19 protein-coding genes are annotated in these 23,312 nt (G+C 64.7%); 12 read left to right on the top strand and 7 right to left on the bottom strand.

The window, feature by feature from the left end; genetic code table 11:
• Window positions 1-197: 197 nt before the first annotated feature.
• The 5 genes from ACQCSV_RS08820 (at window position 198) to ACQCSV_RS08800 (ending at window position 6,411) form a co-directional block, all read left to right on the top strand.
• Window positions 198-1,724, top strand: a complete 1,527-nt coding sequence (locus ACQCSV_RS08820; RefSeq protein WP_354222898.1) for a leucyl aminopeptidase — start codon at window positions 198-200, stop codon at window positions 1,722-1,724.
• Window positions 1,725-1,976: 252 nt separating this feature from the next.
• Window positions 1,977-3,362, top strand: coding sequence for a dihydrolipoyl dehydrogenase (gene lpdA / locus ACQCSV_RS08815; protein WP_282330441.1), 1,386 nt, complete (start codon window positions 1,977-1,979; stop codon window positions 3,360-3,362).
• A 126-nt stretch (window positions 3,363-3,488) separates the two neighbouring features.
• Window positions 3,489-5,231, top strand: a complete 1,743-nt coding sequence (sucB, locus tag ACQCSV_RS08810) for a 2-oxoglutarate dehydrogenase, E2 component, dihydrolipoamide succinyltransferase (RefSeq protein ID WP_426939480.1) — start codon at window positions 3,489-3,491, stop codon at window positions 5,229-5,231.
• A 166-nt stretch (window positions 5,232-5,397) separates the two neighbouring features.
• Window positions 5,398-5,748, top strand: coding sequence for a hypothetical protein (locus tag ACQCSV_RS08805; protein WP_354154329.1), 351 nt, complete (start codon window positions 5,398-5,400; stop codon window positions 5,746-5,748).
• A 234-nt stretch (window positions 5,749-5,982) separates the two neighbouring features.
• Window positions 5,983-6,411, top strand: a complete 429-nt coding sequence (locus tag ACQCSV_RS08800) for an OsmC family protein (protein WP_282330444.1) — start codon at window positions 5,983-5,985, stop codon at window positions 6,409-6,411.
• A 123-nt stretch (window positions 6,412-6,534) separates the two neighbouring features.
• Here the strand turns inward: ACQCSV_RS08800 and ACQCSV_RS08795 are convergent, their stop codons facing one another.
• Window positions 6,535-10,029 carry a S41 family peptidase gene (locus tag ACQCSV_RS08795; protein ID WP_426939479.1) on the bottom strand — a complete coding sequence of 1,165 codons (3,495 nt, stop codon included), beginning with the start codon at window positions 10,027-10,029 and terminating at the stop codon, window positions 6,535-6,537.
• A gap of 101 nt (window positions 10,030-10,130) precedes the next feature.
• Here ACQCSV_RS08795 and ACQCSV_RS08790 point away from each other — a divergent pair, with 101 nt between their 5' ends.
• Window positions 10,131-11,024 carry a TIGR01777 family oxidoreductase gene (locus ACQCSV_RS08790; RefSeq protein ID WP_354222919.1) on the top strand — a complete coding sequence of 298 codons (894 nt, stop codon included), beginning with the start codon at window positions 10,131-10,133 and terminating at the stop codon, window positions 11,022-11,024.
• A 141-nt stretch (window positions 11,025-11,165) separates the two neighbouring features.
• Here ACQCSV_RS08790 and ACQCSV_RS08785 read toward each other — a convergent pair whose 3' ends face one another.
• Window positions 11,166-11,309 carry a hypothetical protein gene (locus tag ACQCSV_RS08785; RefSeq protein ID WP_354222892.1) on the bottom strand — a complete coding sequence of 48 codons (144 nt, stop codon included), beginning with the start codon at window positions 11,307-11,309 and terminating at the stop codon, window positions 11,166-11,168.
• A gap of 762 nt (window positions 11,310-12,071) precedes the next feature.
• Between ACQCSV_RS08785 and ACQCSV_RS08780 the strand changes: the two genes are divergently transcribed.
• The gene (locus tag ACQCSV_RS08780; protein ID WP_354222890.1) at window positions 12,072-13,016 is read left to right on the top strand and encodes an FUSC family protein; all 945 of its coding nucleotides are present in this window, start codon (window positions 12,072-12,074) and stop codon (window positions 13,014-13,016) included.
• Between the two features lie 123 nt (window positions 13,017-13,139).
• Here ACQCSV_RS08780 and ACQCSV_RS08775 read toward each other — a convergent pair.
• Window positions 13,140-14,410, bottom strand: a protein-coding gene (locus tag ACQCSV_RS08775; RefSeq protein WP_354163281.1) for an IS3 family transposase whose coding sequence is annotated in 2 segments (ribosomal slippage) — window positions 13,140-14,125 and window positions 14,125-14,410 — 1,272 coding nt in all. Because the reading frame shifts where the segments join, the coding sequence is not laid out codon by codon here.
• Between the two features lie 15 nt (window positions 14,411-14,425).
• Between ACQCSV_RS08775 and ACQCSV_RS08770 the strand changes: the two genes are divergently transcribed.
• The gene (locus tag ACQCSV_RS08770) at window positions 14,426-15,175 is read left to right on the top strand and encodes an SDR family NAD(P)-dependent oxidoreductase (RefSeq protein WP_426939478.1); all 750 of its coding nucleotides are present in this window, start codon (window positions 14,426-14,428) and stop codon (window positions 15,173-15,175) included.
• A 222-nt stretch (window positions 15,176-15,397) separates the two neighbouring features.
• On the opposite strand, the gene ACQCSV_RS08765 is transcribed toward ACQCSV_RS08770, so the two are convergent.
• The 3 genes from ACQCSV_RS08765 to ACQCSV_RS08755 form a co-directional block, all read right to left on the bottom strand.
• Window positions 15,398-16,081: a response regulator transcription factor gene (locus tag ACQCSV_RS08765; RefSeq protein ID WP_354154335.1), complete on the bottom strand. Its 684-nt coding sequence runs from the start codon at window positions 16,079-16,081 to the stop codon at window positions 15,398-15,400.
• Window positions 16,074-17,450, bottom strand: a complete 1,377-nt coding sequence (locus ACQCSV_RS08760; RefSeq protein ID WP_354154336.1) for a histidine kinase — start codon at window positions 17,448-17,450, stop codon at window positions 16,074-16,076. Before ACQCSV_RS08760 ends, ACQCSV_RS08765 begins: the two co-directional genes overlap by 8 nt.
• 317 nt (window positions 17,451-17,767) lie before the next feature.
• Window positions 17,768-19,639: a serine/threonine-protein kinase gene (locus tag ACQCSV_RS08755; protein ID WP_354154337.1), complete on the bottom strand. Its 1,872-nt coding sequence runs from the start codon at window positions 19,637-19,639 to the stop codon at window positions 17,768-17,770.
• 148 nt (window positions 19,640-19,787) lie between these two features.
• Here ACQCSV_RS08755 and lipB point away from each other — a divergent pair, with 148 nt between their 5' ends.
• The 4 genes from lipB (at window position 19,788) to ACQCSV_RS08735 (ending at window position 22,756) form a co-directional block, all read left to right on the top strand.
• Window positions 19,788-20,456 carry a lipoyl(octanoyl) transferase LipB gene (gene lipB, locus ACQCSV_RS08750; RefSeq protein ID WP_354154338.1) on the top strand — a complete coding sequence of 223 codons (669 nt, stop codon included), beginning with the start codon at window positions 19,788-19,790 and terminating at the stop codon, window positions 20,454-20,456.
• Window positions 20,453-21,460, top strand: a complete 1,008-nt coding sequence (gene lipA / locus ACQCSV_RS08745) for a lipoyl synthase (RefSeq protein WP_354154339.1) — start codon at window positions 20,453-20,455, stop codon at window positions 21,458-21,460. Before lipB ends, lipA begins: the two co-directional genes overlap by 4 nt.
• An 86-nt stretch (window positions 21,461-21,546) precedes the next feature.
• Entirely contained in the window at window positions 21,547-22,299 is a 753-nt protein-coding gene (locus ACQCSV_RS08740) for a DUF4191 domain-containing protein (RefSeq protein ID WP_354154340.1), read from the top strand.
• Window positions 22,300-22,405: 106 nt separating this feature from the next.
• A complete protein-coding gene (locus tag ACQCSV_RS08735; RefSeq protein ID WP_426939549.1) occupies window positions 22,406-22,756 on the top strand; it encodes a DUF3817 domain-containing protein in 351 nt (116 codons plus the stop codon).
• 70 nt (window positions 22,757-22,826) lie between these two features.
• On the opposite strand, the gene ACQCSV_RS08730 is transcribed toward ACQCSV_RS08735, so the two are convergent.
• Window positions 22,827-23,264 carry an RDD family protein gene (locus tag ACQCSV_RS08730; RefSeq protein ID WP_354154342.1) on the bottom strand — a complete coding sequence of 146 codons (438 nt, stop codon included), beginning with the start codon at window positions 23,262-23,264 and terminating at the stop codon, window positions 22,827-22,829.
• Window positions 23,265-23,312 lie beyond the last annotated feature (48 nt).

Here is a 23,312-nt window from a genome sequence, read left to right as displayed (position 1 = left end):
ATTCCGCCAGTCGGTGTGGCGCAGGTCTCAGGGGATTCCGCGGCCGATGCCCGCAGCGGCTACGATCGTGAATGGCCCGCCGGACGGGATTACCGGCACCCCGGCGTCCCGATCGGACGGCCCCCGGATTTCCATGGCCGAACGCCTGACATCCATACCAGCGCGAACAGCCTTTTCGAGAATTGAGGACTTACCCCGTGGTCAAGAATACTGAAATCAACCTTAGTACCCTCGCCAAGGACCTGAAGAGGACCCCCAGTGACGCCGTCGTCATCGGCGTGGGACAGGGATCGGACGGCCCTATCCTGCTTGCGAACCCGCTGACCGCAAAATCGGCGGAAGCACTGACCGATTCCCTCAAGGTTCTGGGTGTCACCGGCGCCGCTGACCAGATCGTCCGGCTGCCCGGCCTCCCGGAAACGGGTACCGGTGTTCTGGTTCTCGCCGGTGTCGGCAAGGTGGCCGCTGGCCGTCCGCTCACCGAAGAGTCCCTGCGGCGTGCCGCGGGTTCCGCCGTCCGCCAGCTCGGCGGCCTGCCCACTGTTGTCCTCGCGCTCCCGACGGCGGCAGTCGCCGACGTCGCTGCGGTCGCCGAGGGTGCGGCCCTGGGCGCCTATTCCTTCACCGAGTACCGGTCGTCCAAGGACGGACTGAAGGAACCGGTCCGCAACGCGTTGATCTACACGGACGTTGCCCCCAACGATGCGCTTCGCGCCGCGCTGACGCGTGCCGGCCTGATCGGTCAAGCAGTCAACGCCACGCGCTCCCTGGTCAACCAGCCGCCCAGCCACCTGTACCCCGAATCCTTCGCCGAGGCCGCCAAGGAACTGGCCAAGGGCCTGCCGGTCAAGGTGACTGTCTGGGACGAAAAGCGCCTCGAAAAGGAAGGCTTCGGCGGCATCATGGGCGTCGGCAAGGGCTCCACCCGCCAGCCCCGCCTGGTGAAGGTCGAATACGCGCCCGCAAAGGCAACCGCAAAAATCGCCCTCGTCGGCAAGGGCATAACGTTCGACACCGGCGGCATTTCCATTAAACCGGCCCTTGGCATGGGTGACATGAAGAGCGACATGGCGGGCGCCGCCGTCGTCCTTAACACCGTGCTGGCGATCGCAGGACTGGGTCTGCCGGTGAAGGCGACCGCCTGGCTCTGCATCGCTGAAAACATGCCCTCCGGTGCAGCTTCACGGCCTGCTGATGTGCTCACCATGTTCGGCGGCAAGACCGTGGAAGTGCTGAACACCGACGCCGAGGGCCGCCTGGTGATGGCAGACGGCATCGTCGCGGCGAGCCGTGAATACCCTGACGCCATCATCGACGTCGCCACCCTCACGGGCGCGCAGCTCATCGCCCTCGGCAACAGGACTGCGGGCGTCATGGGCTCTGACAGCGTCACCGGACCGATCAAGGCCGCCGCAGACCGCGCGGGCGAACTGGTGTGGCCCATGCCGCTGCCGGAGGAACTGCGCCCGAGCATCGACTCCCAGGTGGCCGACCTCGCCAACATCGGCGAACGCCACGGCGGCATGATGACCGCGGCTGTCTTCCTGCGCGAGTTTGTGGGCAAGGGCAAGGACGGGGAACAGATTCCCTGGGCGCACATCGACATCGCCGGCCCGTCCTTCAACAACGGAAGCCCTTACGGCTACACGCACAAGCAGGGCACAGGCTGCACCGTCCGCACACTGGTGGCTTACGTGGAGGACATCCTGGCAGCTGCCGCCTGACCGGCGGCTTTTGAAGTGTCACGCGGCTTTGTGACACCTCCGTGAATCCTTGGACACAAAGCCGCGTGACTCTCACCACAAGCGCCCCACAAACCCGACGGCAAGGTGGAGCATGTATTAGTGGTTCGCTAAGGTGAACTCCGGTAGTCACAAATGAAAGGGAACTGTCCTGCTGGCATAATCACGGCAGGGAAGTTTCAAGACCAGATGATGCGTACTCTCGTGTCATCGTTCACGCGAGGGAGCGTTTTAGTGGCCGATCAGGCAACTGCGCAAGAATTCGACATCCTGGTACTCGGCGGCGGCAGCGGCGGTTACGCAACTGCCCTGCGTGCCGTTCAGCTTGGCCTCACCGTTGGCCTGATCGAAAAGGGCAAGCTCGGCGGCACCTGCCTGCACAACGGCTGTATCCCCACCAAGGCCCTGCTGCACTCCGCTGAACTGGCCGACCACGCCCGCGACTCGGCAAAGTACGGCGTCAACGTCACTCTTGACAGCATCGACATCACCGCTGTCAACGCTTACAAAGACGGGATCATCGCCGGCAAGTTCAAAGGCCTGCAGGGTCTCATCAAGGGCAAAAAAGGCATCACCGTCATCGAAGGCGAAGGCAAGCTCCAGGGCACCGATACCGTAGTCGTGAACGGTACCGCGTACAAGGGCAAGAACATTGTCCTCGCGACCGGCTCCTACTCCCGGTCGCTGCCGGGCCTGGAAATCGGCGGCAAGGTCATTACCTCCGACGAAGCCCTCACCATGGATTTCATCCCCAAGAGCGCGATCATCCTGGGCGGCGGCGTGATCGGCGTCGAGTTCGCTTCGGTTTGGAAGTCCTTCGGCGTCGACGTCACCATCATCGAGGGCCTGCCTTCGCTGGTCCCGAACGAGGACGCGACAATCGTCAAGGCCTTCGAGCGCGCCTTCAAGAAGCGCGGCATCAAGTTCTCCACCGGCACGTTCTTCCAGGGCGTTGAGCAGAACGCCGACGGCGTGAAGGTCACCCTCGTGGACGGCAAGACCTTCGAAGCCGACCTGATGCTTGTGGCCGTCGGCCGCGGCCCGGTCACGGCCAACCTCGGCTACGAAGAGGCCGGTCTGACCATCGACCGCGGCTTCGTCATCACCAACGAGCGTCTGCACACCGGTGTCGGCAACGTCTATGCCGTCGGCGACATCGTCCCCGGCGTCCAGCTGGCACACCGCGGCTACCAGCAGGGCATCTTCGTCGCCGAGGAAATCGCCGGCCTGAAGCCCGTCGTCGTCGAAGACGTCAACATCCCCAAGGTCACCTACTCCGAGCCCGAAATCGCCACGGTGGGCTACACGGAAAAGGCCGCCAAGGCCAAGTTCGGTGACGACCAGATCCAGACCCAGGAATACAACCTCGCCGGCAACGGCAAAAGCTCCATCCTGGGCACCGGCGGCCTCGTCAAGCTGGTCCGCCAGAAGGACGGCCCCGTGGTCGGCGTCCACATGATCGGCGCCCGCATGGGCGAGCAGATCGGCGAGGCCCAGCTGATCGTGAACTGGGAAGCCTACCCGGAGGACGTGGCCCAACTGGTCCACGCACACCCGACTCAGAACGAGTCCCTGGGCGAGGCCCACTTGGCCCTAGCCGGCAAGCCCCTGCATGGCTAGCAGTTCCGCCCGCACCACCGCAAGACAACAGGGCTTAGTGCCCCCGGCGTGATCCGCCGGGTTCACTAAGCTCGAACAAGCCAGCCATCATCCGCACAAAAGATCAATAAGGAGAACGGGGACGACATGTCTGAATCCGTTAACTTGCCCGCCCTCGGTGAGAGCGTCACCGAAGGAACCGTCACCCGCTGGCTCAAGCAGGTAGGTGACCGGGTAGAGGTGGACGAACCGCTGCTCGAGGTTTCCACCGACAAAGTAGACACCGAAATCCCCTCTCCGGTTGCCGGCATCATCGAGGAAATCCTCGTTGCCGAAGACGAGACCGCCGAAGTAGGCGCTCCCTTGGTCCGCATCGGCGACGGCTCCGGCGGCGGCGCGGCCGCCGAAGCCGCAGCACCGGCCGAGGAAGCCCCCGCCGCACCAGCTGGGCAGGCACCCGCAGAGGAGGCTCCGGCCGCCGAAGCACCGGCTGCAGAATCTCCCGCAGCGGCAGCACCCGCCGCGTCGGACGGCGAAACCCACGACGTCACCCTCCCGGCATTGGGCGAAAGCGTCACTGAAGGAACCGTCACCCGCTGGCTGAAGGCCGTGGGCGACACCGTTGCAGTGGATGAGCCGCTCCTCGAGGTTTCCACGGACAAGGTTGACACCGAAATCCCGTCGCCCGTCGCGGGAACGCTGCAGGAAATCCGGGTCAACGAAGACGAAACGGCCGAAGTTGGCGCAGTCCTCGCTGTCATCGGCTCCGGCGCGACTGCCCCCGCAGCCTCCGCTCCGGCACCGGCAGCAGCTCCGGCGCCCGCCGCTGAGCCTGCGGCACCAGCGCCCGCCGCGGCACCGGCTCCCGCTGCACCCAAGGCAGAGGCCGCTCCGGCGGCACCGGCCGCGGCGGCAACACCGGCTCCAGTTTCAGCCCCGGCACCCGCGGCCGAGCCTGCTGCGGGTGGCGAATCCGGCTACGTGACGCCCTTGGTCCGGAAGCTGGCCAACCAGCACGGCGTGGACGTCGGATCACTGTCCGGCACCGGCGTTGGTGGGCGCATCCGCAAGCAGGACGTCCTCGCGGCGGCAGAAGCCAAGGCTGCTCCCCCCGCAGCTGCACCGGCCAAGCCGTCCGCCGCTCCGGCGGGTCCGGCAGCCTCCTCTCTGCGCGGTACCACGCAGAAGGCTCCCCGCATCCGCCAGGTCATTGCCCGCCGCATGCGCGAATCCCTTGAAATCTCCACGCAGCTTACGCAGGTGCATGAAGTGGACATGACCAAGGTGGCCAAGCTGCGCCTGAAGGCCAAGAACTCGTTCCTGGCCCAGAACGGCGTCAAGCTCACCTTCCTGCCGTTCATCGCCAAGGCCGTGGCCGAGGCCCTCAAGCAGCACCCCAAGCTCAACGCTGCGTACGACGAGGACAAGCAGGAGATCACCTACCACAACGCCGAGCACCTGGCGATTGCGGTGGACACGGACAAGGGCCTGCTGGTTCCGGTCGTCACCGATGCCGGCAACCTGAACCTGGCCGGGCTGGCCGGCAAGATCGCAGACGTTGCCGGCCGCACCCGCGACGGCAAGATCGGCCCGGACGAACTGTCCGGTGGAACGTTCAGCATCACCAACATCGGTTCGGTCGGCGCACTGTTCGACACCCCGATCATCAACCAGCCGCAGGTGGGCATCCTGGGCACGGGCGCTATCGTCAAGCGCCCCGTGGTGGTGGCCGATGAGAACGGTGACGACTCGATCGCCATCCGCTCCATGATGTACCTGTCCCTCACGTACGACCACCGCCTGGTGGACGGAGCGGACGCAGGACGCTTCCTCCAGACCCTGAAGGCCCGCCTCGAAGAAGGCGCCTTCGAGGCCGATCTGGGACTCTAGCCCCGAGCAAGACCGGACGACGGCGGTGCACGCAGCGGTGGGAAACCACCGGAACCCGTGCACCGCCGTCGCGCTTTAAGCCAAGGAGCCAGTGTCTCCGCCGACACACCAGAACCCTGCGGTCCGCCTTACTACATGGTGTAGAAGCCCTGCGTAGACTGGTCGCATGATTATCGTGTACAACATCGTGGTCTTCCTGCACATCGTCGGCGCCGCCATGATCGTCGGCATCTGGATCGGGAACATGAAGACCCCCACGGTCCATCCCCGGCAGTTCGATGGCGCAGCCCTTCAGCTCGTCACCGGCATTGTGCTGATGGGCCTGATCCCGGCCCTGGATATGGACGCGAACTACTTCAAGTTGGGCATCAAGTTCGCGATCGCCCTGGCCGTCGGCGTGCTGGCTTTCATCGGCCGCCGCAAATACAAAAAGGGAGAGGCCATCAGCAAAGGCCTGGCCCACGGAGTTGGCGGACTTGCGCTTCTCAACGTGGCAATCGCCACGCTCTGGAACTGATCGCTGGCCGAACCGCCCCCGACGGCGCTGCTCCCCTCATCCGGGAGCGGCGCCGTCGCAGTTTAACGGCCACGCGGACTAACCGCCGGGCCTTCGTCGGCTGCCGGCCACGCGCACAGTCACAATCCACTGAGAGCGGACACCCTGTGCACGGCCCCCGCTCAATCCCTAGGATTGGAAGTGGCGGGGCCAGGGAACGGCCGGTCCCGGTTCGAACCGATTTGAGGAGTGGACATGGCAGCAATACGCACCGCGCACACAGTATGGAACGGCGACCTGATGACAGGGTCGGGTCAGACCACGCTGGACAGCTCCGGCCTGGGCACATTTGAGGTTACCTGGAAGGCACGCACCGAAGCGGCAGGGGGCAAGACCAGCCCGGAAGAACTCATCGCGGCAGCGCACGCGAGCTGCTTCTCGATGGCATTCAGCAACATGCTCGCCCAGGCCGGACATGCTCCGGAAGAAGTCAACACCAAAGCCGATGTGACGTTCGTTCCCGGCACCGGCATCACGGGGAGCCACCTGACGATGTCCGCCAAGATCCCCGGCATCTCCGAAGAGGAGTTCCAGCGGATCGCCGGCGAGGCCAAGACCGGCTGCCCGGTCTCCGGCGCGCTGGCCAGCATCGAGATCACCTTGGACGCATCCCTGGAATCCTGATCCACCCAGGCGGCAGCCGCGTTCGCTAGTGACGCTGGCTGCTCCTGAAACGGAGAAGGCCCTGCCCCGTCCGGACTTCCGGGAGGGGCAGGGCCTTCTTTGGTCTATTGTCGCCGCACGGTCTTAGCCGCCATGCCGGCGGGCCGGAAGCGGCGCGGGCTTCAGGCGGCGGTAGCCTTCGCGGACCGGGGGCTTGTCGGTCGGCAGCTCCTGGATCATTTCCCTGAGCGCACCGATCCCGTATTCCAGCTGGGGGTCCCTGCCGGCTGCATAAGCGTGCGGCGGGTAGAGCACTTCGATGTCGGGATCCACGCCGTAGTTTTCCACCGACCAGCCCACACCGCCACCAAACCAGGTGGCGTACCGCGGCTGGGTCACGCCGGTGCCGTCGGCCAGGGCGAACCTGTTATCGATCCCCACCACGCCGCCCCAGGTGCGCGTGCCGATCACCGGGCCGATCCCCCGCAGCTTGGAGACCTGGGTGATGATGTCGCCGTCGGAGCCGGCAAATTCATCGGCGAGGATGATCACCGGACCCCGCGGTGCGTGGTGCGGGTAGGTCCGCGGACGTTCGCCGCGGGGCATGCTCCAGCCGGTGACCTTCCGGCCAATCAGTTCCGCCACCAGCTGGGACGTGTGGCCGCCACGGTTCCGGCGGACGTCCACGATGAGGCCGTCGAGGGCAGTTTCGGTGTCCAGGTCGCGGTGCAGCTGCGCCCAGCCGTTCGCCATCATGTCCGGGATGTGCAGGTACCCGTAGCGGCCGCCGGAGGCCTCCCGGACGATCCCGCGGTTCGCGGCCACCCACTCCTGGTAGCGCAGCCGCTCCTCGTCCCTGACCGGGATCACGGCGATCCGCCGCTGCGCCCCTGCCTCTGCGCCATGACCGGTTCCGTTGCGCAGTGTCAGCTCCACGGCCCGTCCGGCAGCGCCCACCAACTGCATCGCGGGGCTCACCGTGGCGGACAGCGGCACTCCGTCGACGGCCAGTACTACGTCCCCGGCAATCGCGGCGGCACCGGGCCGGGTCAGCGGCGAAGTGGCCAGCGGGTCAGAGGACTCGCCGGCAAGGATGCGGGTGATCTCCCAGCCTGTCGCTGTGAACGCGAAATCTGCGCCGAGGCGTCCCTGACCGTTGCTTCCGTTTTCCGTGACCGCCGCGGGCCGGACGTAGGCATGCGAGGTGCCCAGTTCCCCGTGCAGCTCCCAGAGCAGGTCCACCAGGTCGTCGTGGGACCCCAGCCGGTCAACGACCGGACGGTAGCGTTTGTGGATGGATTCCCAATCCTGTCCTGCCATGTCTTCGGCCCAGAAGAAGTCGCGCTGCAGGCGCCAGGCTTCATCGAACGCCTGGCCCCAGACGCTGAGGGGATCCATCATCACGCGGATCCGGCCCAGATCCACCTTGACCAGCTGGCCGGATTCCTCATCTGCCTTGGCGGCAGAGGGAACCACGCTGACCTGTTTGTCGTGGATGAGCACCACCTTTTTTCCGTCGCCGGAGAGCCGGTAGCTGTCCAGGGCTTCCACCAGCGTGGCTGACTTCCGGCGGGCCAGGTCGAACCGGACCAGGCTGGGGCGGGCGTCCTTGTCGTCCTGGCTGGCTTTGCCGTCGCCAGTGACCCCGGCCAGGGCCCAGTCCAGCCACAGCAGCGCGCCCTCCGTTGAGGTCAGTGACGTGTAGTTGCCCTGGGGAACGGGAACGCCAATAACACGGTGCGCCAAGCCGGCCGGATCCACACGGACCGCACTCACTGGTGCAGCGCCTGCCGCCGCGTCTGCATCCGTGCTGTCCGCGCTTGCGGCAGGGGCCAGGTCAACGGCAGGGCCAAACGGCGACGGCGTTGTGGCCGCCAGTGCCACCAGATACGGCTTGATGGGGCTGGGGAAAGACAGGTCAAACGAGTGCCCGTCGTAGACCGGGTCAAAGCTGCGGTTGGACAGGAAGGCCAGGAACTTTCCGTCCGGCGTGAAACTTGGGGACAGGTCGCAGAAACGGCCGTCCGTGACCTCGACGATGCCGCCCACCAGATCCGTGGCGTTGGCGAGCCGGAGCCGGCTCCGGGAGCCGAACGAGGTGACGGGTTCGGACCAGGCAAGCCACTGGGAGTCCGGGGACCACGCGATTTCCGCGATGCTTCCCTCGCCGATGCTGGTGACCAGGGATAGGTCCCCGGTGGCTGTGTCCGCCACATAAATGTCGCCGAAGGAGGTTCCCACGGCAATCCACCGGCCATCGGGGCTCGCTTCCAGGGCGCTGGCGCGTGAGGGCTTGGGGAAGGCGACGCGGGTCAGGACTGACGGTCCCGAGTTGACCACAGCTTCTGCCGGGCTGGGGGGCACGTCGGCCGGGGATTTGCTAGACGGGGAGTCATCCGGCACCGGGACAACGACGTCGGCAGCCACAGTTGCGGATGATGCCGCCGCGGGAACCGGCCGGGGCAGCGGTGCTTCCGGTTGGTCCCGATCCACTGCCGCGGGTGCGGCGACGGGGGCTGCCGTAACGGCAGGAACCAGGGTGTCGGGCACCGGCGCGGCAATCTCCTTGATGTAGATCGCCTCCACGCCGTCGTGATCTGCGACGTAGGCGAGGCGGCCGCCGTCGAGCGGCCTGGGGAGCCTCGCGCGGACACCCGGGGTGGCCTCTACGATACGCGACGGGCCGTCCTTGTGGCGGAGCCAGTGAAGCGTGCCATGGGCCTCCACGACGCTGGCGGAGCCGCTGTCATCCGGCGCCACCGCGCCCAGGTGTTTGGAGGTTTTCAGCAGGCCCGGGCGGCGCGATTGAGATGCCGAGCCCAGCGAAAGGTCCAGCCGTACCGCGGCAGAGGACAGATCGTGCAGGATCCAGAGTTCACCGGCCGATTCGAAGATGACCCGCTCCCCGTCAGTGGATGCATGCCGGACGTAGAAGTCCTCGTGATCGGTGTGTCGTCGGAGATCGCCGCCGCCGGGCAGCACCGAGTACAGGTTTCCGTAACCCTCGTGGTCTGACAGGAATGCGATGCGCCCGTCCACCCACAGCGGATCTGCGAGGTTTCCGTCGAGCTGGGGAACCAGTCGCTCGAACTCGCCGTTTCCGTCGGTGTCAATCCAGAGCTTGCCGGCGGTACCGCCGCGGTACCGCTTCCACCAGGCCGGTTCACGGGAGAGCACGCTGGCCAGGACTACGGGCCGCTCGTCCCCCACTTCGGGACCGAAGGCCACGGATTCGACCGGCCCAAAGGGGAGCTCCTCAGCCGACCCGCCGTCGACCGGGACGCTGTAAGCGTAGGTATGCCGGCTTTCGGCCTGGCGGAACGCGCTGGTCACCACTACGTCGCCGGCGGCGGTGAAGCCTTTGACCTTGGTTGTGGCGTGGCCGAAATACGTCAGTTGCCGGTAGCCACCGCCGTCCACCTCCGCCGAGACAACTTCCGGGGCGGTTCCCTGGACAACAGTCCAGACCAGCCGCTTGCCGTCAGGCGTAAACCGCGGATTGCGGGCGGGCAGCTGCAGTGATGACACGCGCCATGCACGGCCGCCGCTGAGCGGTGCGATCCATACGTCGTCCTCTGCCACAAACGTGACCAGCTCGCCGTGGACATGCGGAAACCGGAAGTAGCTCGAAGAAGTCATCGTTCGATCATAGTCAACTCCCGGTACGGTCCGAGGGAGGTGCCGGCGGCGTGCGGGCCGTGGGAGGTGCAGGCGGCGTGCGGGCCGTGGTGAGATGGATCATGCACATCCTTATTGCCGGAGCCTCAGGAATGATCGGGACCCACCTGTCCGCAACGCTGCGAGAGGCTGGCCATAACGTGACCACCCTCGTTCGACGCGAGCCCACGTCTGCGGCCGAAATCCGCTGGGACCCGGCAGTGCAGCGGCTCGATCCCCAAGCCTTGGCGGGCGCGGACACCGTGATCAACCTCTCCGGCGCCGGGATCGGGGACAGGCGCTGGACCAGACGCCGGATCGACGAGCTGTTGACGTCGCGGTTGGCTGCCACCAACACACTGACCGCCGCCATGGCCACGCTTGACCACCCGCCGCGGACGTTTATCAGCCAGTCGGCGTCAGGGTACTACGGCGATTCGGGGTCCGCCCAGCTCCGGGAGGATGCGTCGCCGGGTTCGGGCATTTTGTCCCGAATCTGCGTCGAGTGGGAGGCCGCCGCGCATCAGGCGCCGGCAGGTGTCCGCGTGATCACCCCACGCACCGGAGTCGTCCTCAGCCCTGCAGGTGGCGCTCTGGGTCCGATGCTGCCGCTGCTTCGCCTCGGGCTGGGCGGTCCACTGGGACACGGCAGGCAGTACTGGCCGTGGATCACGCTTCCGGACGTCGCCGCAGCATTTCTGTTCCTCGCAGACTCCGGGCTCCACGGACCGGTCAACGTCTGCGCCCGCGAGAGCGCTGACGTCAACGCATTGGTCGGCGCCCTGGCATCCGCGCTCCACCGCCCGGCGTTTTTCCGGGTACCGTCGCCGGCCCTGCGCCTGGTCCTGGGTCAGTTGGCCGACGAACTGATCCTGCCCAGCCAGCGGATGGAACCGGCAGTTCTGGAGGCCGCCGGCTTCCAGTGGCAGCATCCGTCACTGGCCGAGGCCGCTGCATGGGTGGCGGGCAAGCACTGAGTCAACCGGCTGAGGCAGCCTGCTGGTGTCATTTTCCGAAGACGCGTCTGTAGCGAATATCCGGAGTCCTCTGCACAAGTCTCGGAGCCGCGTGCGTTCGGGGTCCGAGGAGAATCGGTACGGAAATTTCAGGCTAGGAGGTCATGCGGCGTCGCCTGAGCGGTTGATGGCTCGGTAGACGGGATGATCGTGGACGGAGCCTCCCATGCTGAGCTTGACTTCGCGACCATTGAGGACTTGGGCGTTCGTGGATACTCGGGCGTATCCGATGAGGAATCCGGTCATGGTCTTGATGTCCCGTTTGCCTTCCCTTCACCGGGCATTTTTGCGGGCGGGGTATACGGGAATGGTCCGGCTGCGGAAACGTGTGGTTTTTCGGCGCTAAATGTCGCATTTCTTGCAGCGATAAATGTCGCACCCAAACTTTGGGATGCGTAGTAGACCGGCGGATTGTGGCTTCGGTGTTTTGGCGTTGTTCATGCTGGACAGCGGTATCGGCCCGGGAGGCCTTGCCAGTGGAAGGTTCGGCAAGGGCTTGGCTCTGTGTGGTCGTCGAACGGAGGACACCACTAGAGACATCGATGCGAAGACCGCCGTCGGCTTCCAACATCGATGGTCAGGGACCAACCCGAGGCCGCTGCCATTGAACCGGTGCCCAATCGGGTAGATGGTTGTGTCACGTGTTCGCAATGACCCAGGAACGGTACGAGGATTTCGATGCAGCCCTGGGATTGGTGGCCGAACTTCCCTGAGTATTTAGGCGGGATTTGTTTGTTGGCCTCGATGGAAACGGCGTGTCCAGACCACGTGCGACGGTGCGGACAAGCGTGGCCAACAGCCCAGGCAACCTCCCGCGCATCTTTCGGGTGTAGCAGACTCCGCGGATCTGCGGGGCGATTCCTGCCATGGGAATAATGATTCCCCATCATGCGTGCGGGGTGGATTCGCGACGATATCGTGGGTATTTATGCCGATCTTTTCAGCCCATCCGTCCGCGGAGGGCTGGTACTCGTGCTGCCCGCCAATCCATGCAAAGGCAATGACACCATGGTGATTTTTAGCCGTCCCCAATCGGGGACCCTACCGATAGCGCTCAAGCTCCTCGTGACCATCATGATTCCCTCTGTCATCGTGAGCGTGTTCGGAGGGACCTCGGCCAGCATGGGATTCGGGCTGGCCATGGGATTGGGCATGGCGGTCACTCCCGTCAGCAAGCCGCGCCAGGCAGCACTGCTGGTGATCGTCGGTGCCGCACTTGGCGGCTTGGCGTCCTTGGCAGGTTCAACGCCCTGGGCCATCGCCGTGCTTATGTTCGTCTCTGCGATCCTCTTTGCAGCCACCAACCAGCGCTCCGCCGGACTGCTCTCGCTGACTCCGGTCATGGTGATCCTCTTTGGCCCCGGTCCCATCAACCTCCCCTGGTGGTCCGCGGTGCTGTGGATCCTTGCCGGAGGGTTGGCCGGCGCCCTGATCACCCGCCTGCTCAAGTTCCAGGCTCCTACACTTCCGGTGGAAAAACGCACCGCGTGGGAGCACGGCATCGCGGTAGGCCTATTGTGTGCTGCGATCATGTACTGGGCGCTGGCCAACAACATCCCCCATGGTTACTGGGTCGCGGTGACCGTACTGATGGCCCTGCGACCACTAGCCAATCAGCGGCGCGAGACCCTCAACGGACGCCTCATCGGCACCTTCCTGGGGGCCATTATCGCTTTGCTGGCCGTGTTGTTCCTGCCCGTCTGGGGCGCCGTCATTGTGGCTGTACTGTGCTTGTTCTTCCTGGTCTGGTATTCCATGGGCGGGGCCTACCTCATGCAGGCACTGGCCTTGACACCGATGCTGTTGATCTTCGCTTCTCTTGGCGATGTCGAGCGCGGATTCGAACTGACCATTGAGCGAGTCATTTTCACGGTCATTGGAATTGCCGCAGCAGTCTTGGTCGCCTTGTTGCTGCGACGCTGGGAATCACGGCGCGAGGCCGCATCCGGATAAAAATCCAACACCACCCCTATTGCGCCAGCAATTTTCCCCAAGGAGGAGAGTGTTCACATGTTTTTTGAAAACCAAGTAGCCCTCGTCACGGCTGAACCGCGCTGGGTTTGATGGAGACTTCGTTTATGCAGTCTGCGTTGACAGAATACACGTTTGTTGATGGGTGGTTTCAAATTCCGTTGGCGGAATGTCCCCGATGCTTGTGTGCAGCCGTTCGGTGTTGTACCAATGGACCCAGCGGGCCGTTTCGGACTCGACGTGCTGGCGTGATTTCCAGGTGGTGAAGCGGTCGAAATCGATCAGTTCGGTCTTGTACAGTCCGATGGTCGATTCCATCAGGGCATTGTCGTACGCGTCCCCCACGGTACCGATTGAGCCCTCCATGCCCGCAGCGACCAGATGCTCGGTGAGCATGACGGAGGTGTACTGTGACCCGGCGTCGCTGTGGTGTATCAGCCCGGTCGCGGTGAACTCGCTGTCGGTACGCCGGCGCACCGACAGGGCCTGTTGGAGGGCATCAGTGACGAGGGGCGTCTCTTTGCTCATCGAGGCCTTCCAGCCCAGGATCCGCCGTGACGCCGCGTCCGTGACGAAAGACACATAGCAGAACCCCGCGTACGTCCAGACATACGTAAAATCTGCGACCCAGATCCTGTCCTGGACGCCGGTATTCCACTGGCGTTTCACCCGGTCCGGGAACCTTGCCGCCAGGTCATCACGGCGGGTGGTGAAGGTCTTGTGTCCGCCGCGCAGCACACCCCGCAGCCCTGCGGCACGCATCAGCCGTCCGACCCGGTCCCGGCCGATCTCGTGGCCTTCACGCAGGAGCTTCTTCCACATTTTACGGACACCGTAGACGCTGAAATTGGCTTTATGGATGGTCTTGATGATGTCGATCATTTTCCTGTCTGAGAGTTCGCGTTTGGACACGCCGCGCTTGATGGCGGCGTAGTAAGTCGACGGGGCAATCCTGGTCCCGTGCTCGGTGAGCACGGCGCAGATCGGTTCGACGCCCCATCGCAGGCCTTTGGCGTCTTTACGGTCCTTGTGGGCCGTAATGAAGGCAACTATCTGGTGTGTGGCCGGTCGATCTCGGCCGCGAAGAAAGCCGAGGCCGCCTTCAGGATCGCGTTGGCCCGGCGCAGCTCGGCGTTCTCGCGCCGCAGCTTCTTCACTTCGTCGTTCTCCGCCACCGTCGCCCCGGGCCTGGAACCGGTCTCGATCTCGTGCTGGACGATCCAGGGCCGCATCGTGTCCGCGCTGACGCCCAACAGGGCACCTACGTGCTTCCGGGCGGCCGTTTCCGACTCGCCGGCAACTTCACCCCGGCGCTCGAGATACATCCGCACCACGCGGGCCTTGGTTTCCTCATCAAATTTTCTACCACTTGCCATGACTCTATTCTCCGTGTGAGGTTAGAGTCTCCATCAAACCCAGGGTGGTTCACGGCAGCCGGAGCCGGAATCGGACGTGCCATTGCCCTGCGACTGGCCGCAGACGGTGCCTCGATCATCGTCTCTGACGTCAACGACGAAGCCGGTGCCGAGACCGTGGCGCTCATTGAGGCCACCGGCGGTCGAGCGGCCTACAAGCATGCCAATGTCTCCAACGCCGAGGAGGTCAATGCGCTGGTTCCCTTCGCCATCGAGTCCTTCGGCCGTTTGGACATGGCAGTGAACAACGCCGGGGTAGGAGCCATGCCCACGCCCGTGCAGGAGATCACCGCCGCGGACTGGGACCGCACCATCAACGTCACCCTGCGGGGTACCTTCTTGGCCATGCAGTCCCAGGTCGCACACTTTCTGGAACAGGGATGTGGTTCGATCGTGAATATCGCCTCGCTGGCAGGCATCAGCGCCACCCCGCATTTGACCCCCTATGGTGCCGCAAAGCACGGCGTGGTTTCCTTGACCCGCAGCGTCGCCAAGGAAACCGCCGAACAAGGCATCCGCGTTAACGCCGTGGCCCCCGGTGCCATTGAAACCGCGGCGTTGGCTTCCCTGCCTACCGAGTCCAAGGCCGCCTACGCCGCTGAGATCCCGATGAAGCACCTGGGCCAACCCGAAGACATTGCCAACGCAACCGCTTTCCTCCTTTCGGATCAGGCCTCCTACATCACCGGCGTCGTGCTGCGCGTGGACGGCGGAACCGAGGCCTGAACGTGGAATCAGCCGCGCAGCCGGCGCCCTGGTTCCAGGTCCCCAATAGGCCACAGGAGTTGCACCATCATAAACAGCGTCGGTGCCCAGCGGCCCGCGGCGCCGACCGGTCGGATATTCGGGAACCCCCATCAACGATCAGGTGTTGGAAGGCTAGAGCTCCCAGGACAGCAGCGCTCTTGTTCGGCTAATGACCCGTTGCGGATCCCTCTGGTGGTCTGTTCAGGTGCCCAGTAGGCGGCGTTCGTGGGCGAATGCGACCAGCTGGAGCCGGGTGCGGAGTTCCAGTTTGTACAACACACTGCGCAGGTGAGTTTTGATGGTGGCTTCAGAGACGAACAGACTCTCCGCCATTTCACCATTGCTGAGGCCTTTGGCCGCGAGTAGAAAGACGTCCCGCTCCCGCACGGACAGGACGTTAAGTACGGACAAGTCCGGACCCACAGCGGGAACGTTGCGGGCAGCATGCTCGAAGAGAGAGTGGATGGATCCTGGCGCGATGACGGAGTATCCGGAGTGGACGGTCCGGATCGCTGCCAGCAGGAATTCCGGTTCCGCGCTCTTGAGCAGATACCCGCTCGCCCCGGCCTGCACGGCCTGGACCACGGCCTGATCTCTGTTGAAGGTCGTCAGCGCAATGATCTTTGGCTTGTCGGTTCCGGCCGCCGCGGCGTGCTGCACGATCCGCCGGGTGGCTTCGACGCCATCCATGATCGGCATCCGCAGGTCCATCAGCATGACGTCCGGGCGCCGGTCGATTGCCAGGGTCACCGCCTCTTCCCCGTTACCGGCCTCTCCCGAGAGTTCCAAGTCCTTCTGGCTCTCTATCAGCATGCGGATACCCGCCCGGAACAAGGGCTGGTCGTCCACCAGGGCCACGGTGATGCGCGCACCGGCATCAGCCACGGTCGCCTGCTTCCCGTGCGGCCCCTGTCGGCAGGGGGAGGCCTGTTGCGGCCAGTGCCGGCGGGGCTTCCGCACCTGAAATTTCAACGAAAGTTCCCCCGGCTTCGGCGCCGGCTGTATCGTCCGCTGCCCTCGTTTCCCGGGTTCCGTAGGGGATGAAGACTGTCACCCGGAAGTGTTCGCCGTCCGGTCCGGCCGTCAGCCAGCCGCCGGCCAGATGGGCGCGTTCGCGCATGCCCGGAAGTCCCCTCCCGACCCGGGCGGTGGCCGGATTCGTAGCGCCGTCTTGTTCGGCCGGGTCAACGGCCGAGGCCACGTGCAGAGTCAGGCCCGGCCCGCTCCAGTCAAAGTGGAGCCGCACATCCGTGCCGCGCCCGCCATGTTTGAGGGCATTGGTCAGGCACTCCTGAACGATCCTGAAGACCGCCATTTCCTGTCCGGTGGAGAGTTCCACGGGCGACCCGGACTCGCTGGGGTGGATCTTCAAACTGCCGCGCTGCATCCCTTCGATTAGTGCCGGGATGTCGCTCAGCCGCGGCTGGGGCGTCACCATGCCGTCATCGCGTACTCCTTCGATCACGCGCTGGGCATCCACAAGGGCGCTGCGGGCGGACCGGGCGATGGTGCCCAGGGCATTGAGGACGACCTTGGGCTGGTCCTTGCTCAGATAGCGGGTCCCGTCGGCCTGGGCGGCGATGACTGCGAGGGAATGGGCGAGGACATCGTGCAGATCGCGGGCGATGCGTGTCCGTTCCTGCTCCACGATGAGGTCGATCTCGGTTTCCTTCATGCTGCTCTGCGCAAGCTCCCGGGCCCGGAATAGACTGCCCCGTTCCTGATATAGAGCGAGTAGAAGTCCGACGGCGGCGCAGGCCCCGGCGATCACCAGGAGGAGGGCTAACAGCTGCCAGCCATAGTCCTGCAGCATCCACCGGTCTCCGGCGTACGCCGGCGGATACCAGCCGACACCGTCGCCGTATCTCCACGAGAGCATCAGGAACGCCATGACAGCAGCGGCGACCACGTTCGCGCCCCCAGCGATGAACCGCAGCCGCGGTGGAGCGGTCCACATGATGAAGCCAAGAGCGACAAAGGAACCCAAGTAGATGGCCCAGTGATTGGAATACATAGGCGGCAGGGCATGACTCAACTGTCCGGCAAGGAGCGCAACCGTGAACCCAAGAGACACCAGGGGTTTCCAGGACGCCGTGGCAACAGCCAATGTCATCAAGGCCAGCGGCCAGTTCCCTGACCACGAGAACCAGGACCCTCCCATTCTGCCTGCCTCGGCCACACACCACAGGGAGAAGAAGATGACGGCCGCCACGGGGGCGCCCCAACGCCGTACAAATTTCAGAACTGGTTCCATGCCAGTCACCATATCCACGGCAATCACACCCTTCTCGCCATATCGGTGCAATCTCAACCCAAAAGCCAGATGATTCATCCTTTGAGCCAGCTTTTAGGCACCCTGCGGCCCGTGCTGACTCCGAATCACGGCATGCTCCGCGAGCGATTCGGGACCGATAGTCGCCTTCACCCGAGAACAATTCTCAATCTTTCCCGTAGAGGGTTCCCCAAATGGGACTCACTAAGACCAGGCGTGAGTTGGTGCAGACGACTTTGGACATTCCGTGAAGCCGACTTCGGAAAATCACCGCTGAGGCAGCGTACTGAGACAAATAGTCAGGCCCCAGGCAGGACGTCCGTAATCCGCCACTGGCCGTCAACGGAGACCAGCACCAGCCGGAGGTTCCGGGCAGCCACCGGTGTGCCCGCCGCCACGACTGCCCCGGACGCGTCTTTCTCCTCATACGGCGACGTGGCTGACGTGACAGCAACAACCACCTGGCCGGGTGGACTGCCAGGCTGGACCTGCAGGTTCGATACGGAACTGGTGAATCCGGCCAGGACGTGGCCGGACTTCTGGAGCCCGGCCTTGAGACCTGCATCCGCGGCAGCGGCAGCAGATCCCGGGGCATTCACCAGATCCAGCAGCTCCAGCCGGCCGGAGCTGAAGGCCACGGACCTCACCGCAGCCAGTCCCTGGACTGCTTGAAGCGGGTCCGCCGAGGCCAGCTGCGCCGCGGCGGCTGCCGGGACTCCTGTGGCGGCGAGCACTGGGTCCACCCCTCCGGCATCCGCACTCTCCGCCACCGCCTCTGGCCAAGCTGGCGCCCCCCACGGCCCATCCGGCCCAAAGACGCCGGCGGCCCAGATAGTGCCTGCCAGGATCGCACCCGCTCCCACTGCCAACAGCACGGTGCCCCGATTGTGCCCGGCCGTCCCTGAGCGCCCACGGCGCCGGGACGGGCCGGGGTCCACCGATTTCGGCGACGCCACCGTCCGACGCCTCGAACCGGCGTTGGGTTCGTGATCGTGCGTGCCGGGTTCCACAGCATGCCTGCCGCGCGGTCCCGGATTGTCGACGTCGGCGGCCTGGACCGGTGCCGCCAGGCTGCCGGCCCCGGGTGCCCTGGCCACTGATTCGCGGAGCGTTGGCCCGGGAACCGCCAGCATCTCCCTTTCGTCTGCGGCCGGGAACGGAAGGGTCTGCCGCGCCCCGACCAGCCCGGACCAGCGCGACGTCGAAATCCGGCGCCGCCAGGCCTGAAGATTACGGCGGAGCGCGCCACCGGGACGTTCCGGGACGCGGCGCCGTGTCAGCAGCTGCGGAATGACCGTGGCGTGGACCGAGGACGAGAGGTCCACCGGCTGCGGCGGGGCGCTGCGGTAGACCGCCGTCGCCAGCTCAACGGCTGTGGGTCGCAGCCGCCTGTCCTCATTTAGTCCCGCCTCCAGGGCTGCGGCCAGCTCGACTGGAACGTCAGGGAGCAGGAGGGAAAGAGGCGGACGGTCGGCGGTACGGCGTGGCGGCTGGCCCGTAAGGCAGTACCACCCCAGCGCCGCCACCGAGTAAACGTCGCGTTCCGGCTGCAGCCCGGCCCTTACGGCGTCCACGGGTGCCGGATCCATAAACCCAGCGGTTCCGTGGTCAGGCACCGCTGAAACATCACCCACCATCCGTGCAATGCCAACGTCGGAGAGCATTGGCTTGCCATGGCCTGTAAAGAGGACGTTCCCGGGCGATACGTCACCGTGGGTGAACCCCTGGCCGTGCAGGTAGCCAAGTACCTGGGCAATAGGGGTGAGCACGGTGACCGTCTCCCCGATGGTGAGCTTCGCCCTGCTTCCGACCAGCTCTCCGAGGGAACCGCCGGGCGCGTAATCCAGCAGCAGCCCTATTGTCCCTCCGGCCGTCACTGCTGATCCGGCCGGCTCGCGAAGACGGAGGGCATCGTGGGCTTTGATGAGGTGCTGGTGGTCAAGGACAGAAAGAATACGGATTTCACGGCGGATGGCCTCCTCGGCGTCGGCCCCGGTTTCCCTGCCTTCGCCGAGGCCTGTCGCGACGCGGTGCCCGGCACCGAGGCATTTCAGCGCAAACTCGCGCCCGGACCCTTCTTCCGTAACCAGCCACACCGTCGAACTTCCGCCGCGGCCCAACACGCGGCCCACCAGGAACCCGGGAACTACGGGGGCAGTGAAATCATCCATGACCCATGTCTAGCGGAATCCGGGAATGCCTGCAGAAGTTATCCACAGGCCATGGGCATCCACCGGATCCGCCAGCGCATGAGTCAGTGCATGAGAGGTCCGACACTATAACCGGACCCCTCGCGGATCGGGGTCTAAGCTTGACGGCATGACTCTTGAGTTTTCACAGGTGGGTCTCGCCCCGGACTTCGTTGACTACACGCGCGGCTGGGATCTGCAGCGCGGGATCCACAGCAAGGTCGTCACAGCCGAGGCGCCCAGCACTGTCCTCATCCTTGAACATGCCGCTGTCTATACAGCGGGCAAGCTCACGGAAGAGCACGAGCGCCCGTTGGACGGCACGCCCGTCGTTGCGGTGGACCGCGGCGGCAAGCTGACCTGGCACGGCCCCGGCCAGCTGATCGTGTATCCGATTCTCAGGCTGAAGAACCGGTCAGGCATCCGAGACTATGTTGAGCGGCTTGAAGCGGTCATGATCGCCGTTATGGCCGACTACGGCATCAACGCTGAGCGCATAAAGGGACGGGCCGGCGTGTGGATCACCGCTGACAGCAAAGGCCCGGACCGGAAGATTGCAGCGATCGGCATCCGCGTCCTGGACGGGGTCACAATGCACGGCGTTGCCATTAACTGCAACAATGATCTGGCGCCCTATGCCCAGATCATCGCCTGTGGCATCACCGACGCCAGCGTCACCACAATGTCCATCGAAACCGGCAGGAACATCGCCCCCGGCGATATCGCGGACCGGTTCGTGGAAGAATTTCGCAAGCACGAAGAAGCACTCGTTTCAATCCCTGAGGGAGCACTCCTGTGACACTGGCACCAGAAGGCCGGAAGCTGCTGCGCGTTGAGCAGCGTAACTCTGCAGTACCGGTGGAGCGGAAGCCGGAGTGGATCAAGGCGAAGGTCCAGATGGGTCCGGAGTATGTCCAGCTCAAGAACCTGGTTAAGAAGGAAGGCCTGCACACGGTGTGTGAGGAGGCCGGCTGCCCGAACATTTTTGAGTGCTGGGAAGATAAGGAAGCGACGTTCCTGATTGGTGGCTCCGAATGCACCCGGCGTTGTGATTTCTGCCAGATCGATACGGGTAAGCCGTCCCCGGTGGACGTGTTTGAGCCCACGAAGGTGGCCCGCTCGGTCCTGGCCATGCAGCTGCGCTACGCCACCGTCACCGGGGTGGCCCGAGATGATCTGGCCGATGAGGGTGTGTGGCTGTATGCCGAGACGGTGCGGAAGATCCACGAGCTGAACCCGGGCACCGGCGTTGAACTGTTGATCCCTGACTTTTCCGGCAAGCCCGAGCACATCGAGGCGATCTGCGCTTCGAAGCCGGAGGTCTTCGCGCACAACGTTGAAACCGTGCCCCGGATTTTCAAGCGGATCCGGCCCGCGTTCCGGTACGAGAGGTCCCTGGATGTCATCACCCAGGGCCGGAACCTGGGCATGGTGACCAAATCCAACCTGATCCTGGGTATGGGCGAGACCCGCGAGGAGATCTCCGAGGCGCTGCGGGACCTGCACGAGGCCGGCTGTGACCTGATCACCATCACCCAGTACCTTCGACCGTCCGAGCGGCACCTGCCGGTGGACCGCTGGGTCAAGCCGCAGGAGTTCGTGGACCTCCAGGACGAGGCCAAGGAGATCGGCTTCCTCGGCGTCATGAGTGGACCCCTGGTCCGTTCCTCCTACCGGGCCGGCCGGCTCTGGGCCACCGCGATGCGCAAGAAGGGCTGGGAAATCCCCGCCCAGCTCGCCCACATCGAGTCTTCCGGCAGCACCCGCCAGGAAGCCAGCACACTGCTGGCCGCCCGTTCCTAAGCCGTAGTTTGGTATCCCTGCGGGCCGGCACCGGACATTCTCCGGTGTCCGGCCCGCAGGCATAAATCACGTAGAATTGAGGAACTATGGCGAACACCCCTGATTCCAGTAACAGCACTCCGGCGGCCCCTGACGCCTCGAAACGTGGCCTCTTCTCGCGCAAGCCAAAACAAGCAAAGGTCAAGAAGCCCAGCCGGCTCAAGCAGATCGGCGAAGTCTTTAACATGACCCGCCGCCATGATCCCATGGTCCCGTGGCTGATGCTGCTGGTATTTCTGGGTGTTGTGGCTGTCGGCTTCCTGGTGGGTTATTGGCTGGAAAATTGGATCACTGGCCTGCTCATCGGCATTCCGCTGGGCCTCCTCGGCGCCACCCTGATCCTCTCGCGTCGCGCCGAACGCGCCGCCTTCGCCCAGATCGAGAACCAGCCCGGAGCCTCAGGCGCCGCACTGGGCACGCTGAAGCGCGGCTGGATCACCGAGGACCAGCCGGTCGCCGTAAACCCACGCACGCAGGACGCCGTGTTCCGCGCCGTCGGCCGTCCCGGCGTCGTCCTCGTCAGCGAAGGCCCCACCATCCGCGTCAAGCCGATGCTCGACGCTGAGCGTAAGCGCCTCGCGCGCATCCTCCCAAACGTCACGGTCCACATGATCGAAAGCGGCCGCGGCGAAGGCCAGGTCCCAATCAGCCAGGTAGCCAAGAAGATGGGCAAGCTCAAGAAGGAGCTGACCAAGCTTGAGGTGAATGCCGTATCCAAACGCATTTCCTCGCTGGGCAACCGACTCCCGATCCCCAAGGGAATCGACCCTTACAAAGCGCGTCCCAACCGCGGACGCTAAGACTCTTGAACTGCCCGGGTTCCGGCCAAGCCGGAACCCGGGCAGTTTTTGTCTGCCGACGCCGGCCACCCGGGCGGGTACATTGATTGGAAGCAGCTACATGACGATTCCCGCTAGAACCCTCGTCATCCGGACCTTCCGCGTCCTGGCGGTTGCCGAATGCTGCAGCTGGGCTGCGCTCCTGGCGGGCATGTACTTCAAATGGGTCGCCAAGACCACCGAACTGGGCGTGGAGATCGCCGGTCCTATCCATGGTGCGCTGTTTGTGGGCTACGGCATCGCTGCCCTCGCCCTGTGGCGCCTCCAGCGGTGGCCCTTCGTGGTGGCCCTGTTCGCGGGGCTGTCGGCAGTGTTCCCGTTCGCCACGGTGGCGTTCGAACGCTGGGCCGGAAAGCACGGCTACCTGACGCCACGCACGGCCGTCGCTGCCGGGACGAAGGAAACGGCGGGGGTCTGACCCGGCACGGCACTGTATTCCCAAGCCGCGGGGTGCCGGCACATGGCCTTCGCCAAGCGCATGGACCCTGCTAGCGTCTGACGAGGACAGTATCCATCGCCTTGTCGTGCAGTCCCCGCTGGTCCGGATCGAAAATTACGGCAGGAATCACTAAGCACAGCAACACTGACCTCACCACGGCGGCCATCGGACCAGCGGGTCCGCCGCCCAGGCGCAGCACGTGGATCCCGGCCACGCGGTGGCCGATGCTGTAACCAAGGGTGCCCACGAGCAGCATCTGTTCCGCGGCAAATACCGCCAACGTGGCCCAGGAGTCACCGCCAAAGGCAAAATTACTGATCAGCAGGGCAATCCCCCAGTCAAGGGCGATGGCGAGGAAGCGCCTGCCTGCCCTGGCCATGGAGCCGGAACCGGATTCGGGCATTCCCAACCGCTCCCCCGGGTACCTTGAGATGCCGGACGTGTCCGGTCCGCTGAGCCAGGAACCAATATCATTGCGATCTACCACCGTCCAAGCTTACCGACTCACCGCCGACCACAGAGTGGAAACCGTTGG

It is taken from the genome of Pseudarthrobacter sp. S3, assembly GCF_050156905.1.
Taxonomy (GTDB): Bacteria; Actinomycetota; Actinomycetes; order Actinomycetales; family Micrococcaceae; genus Arthrobacter.
This window is presented reverse-complemented; position numbering and strand designations above follow the sequence as displayed.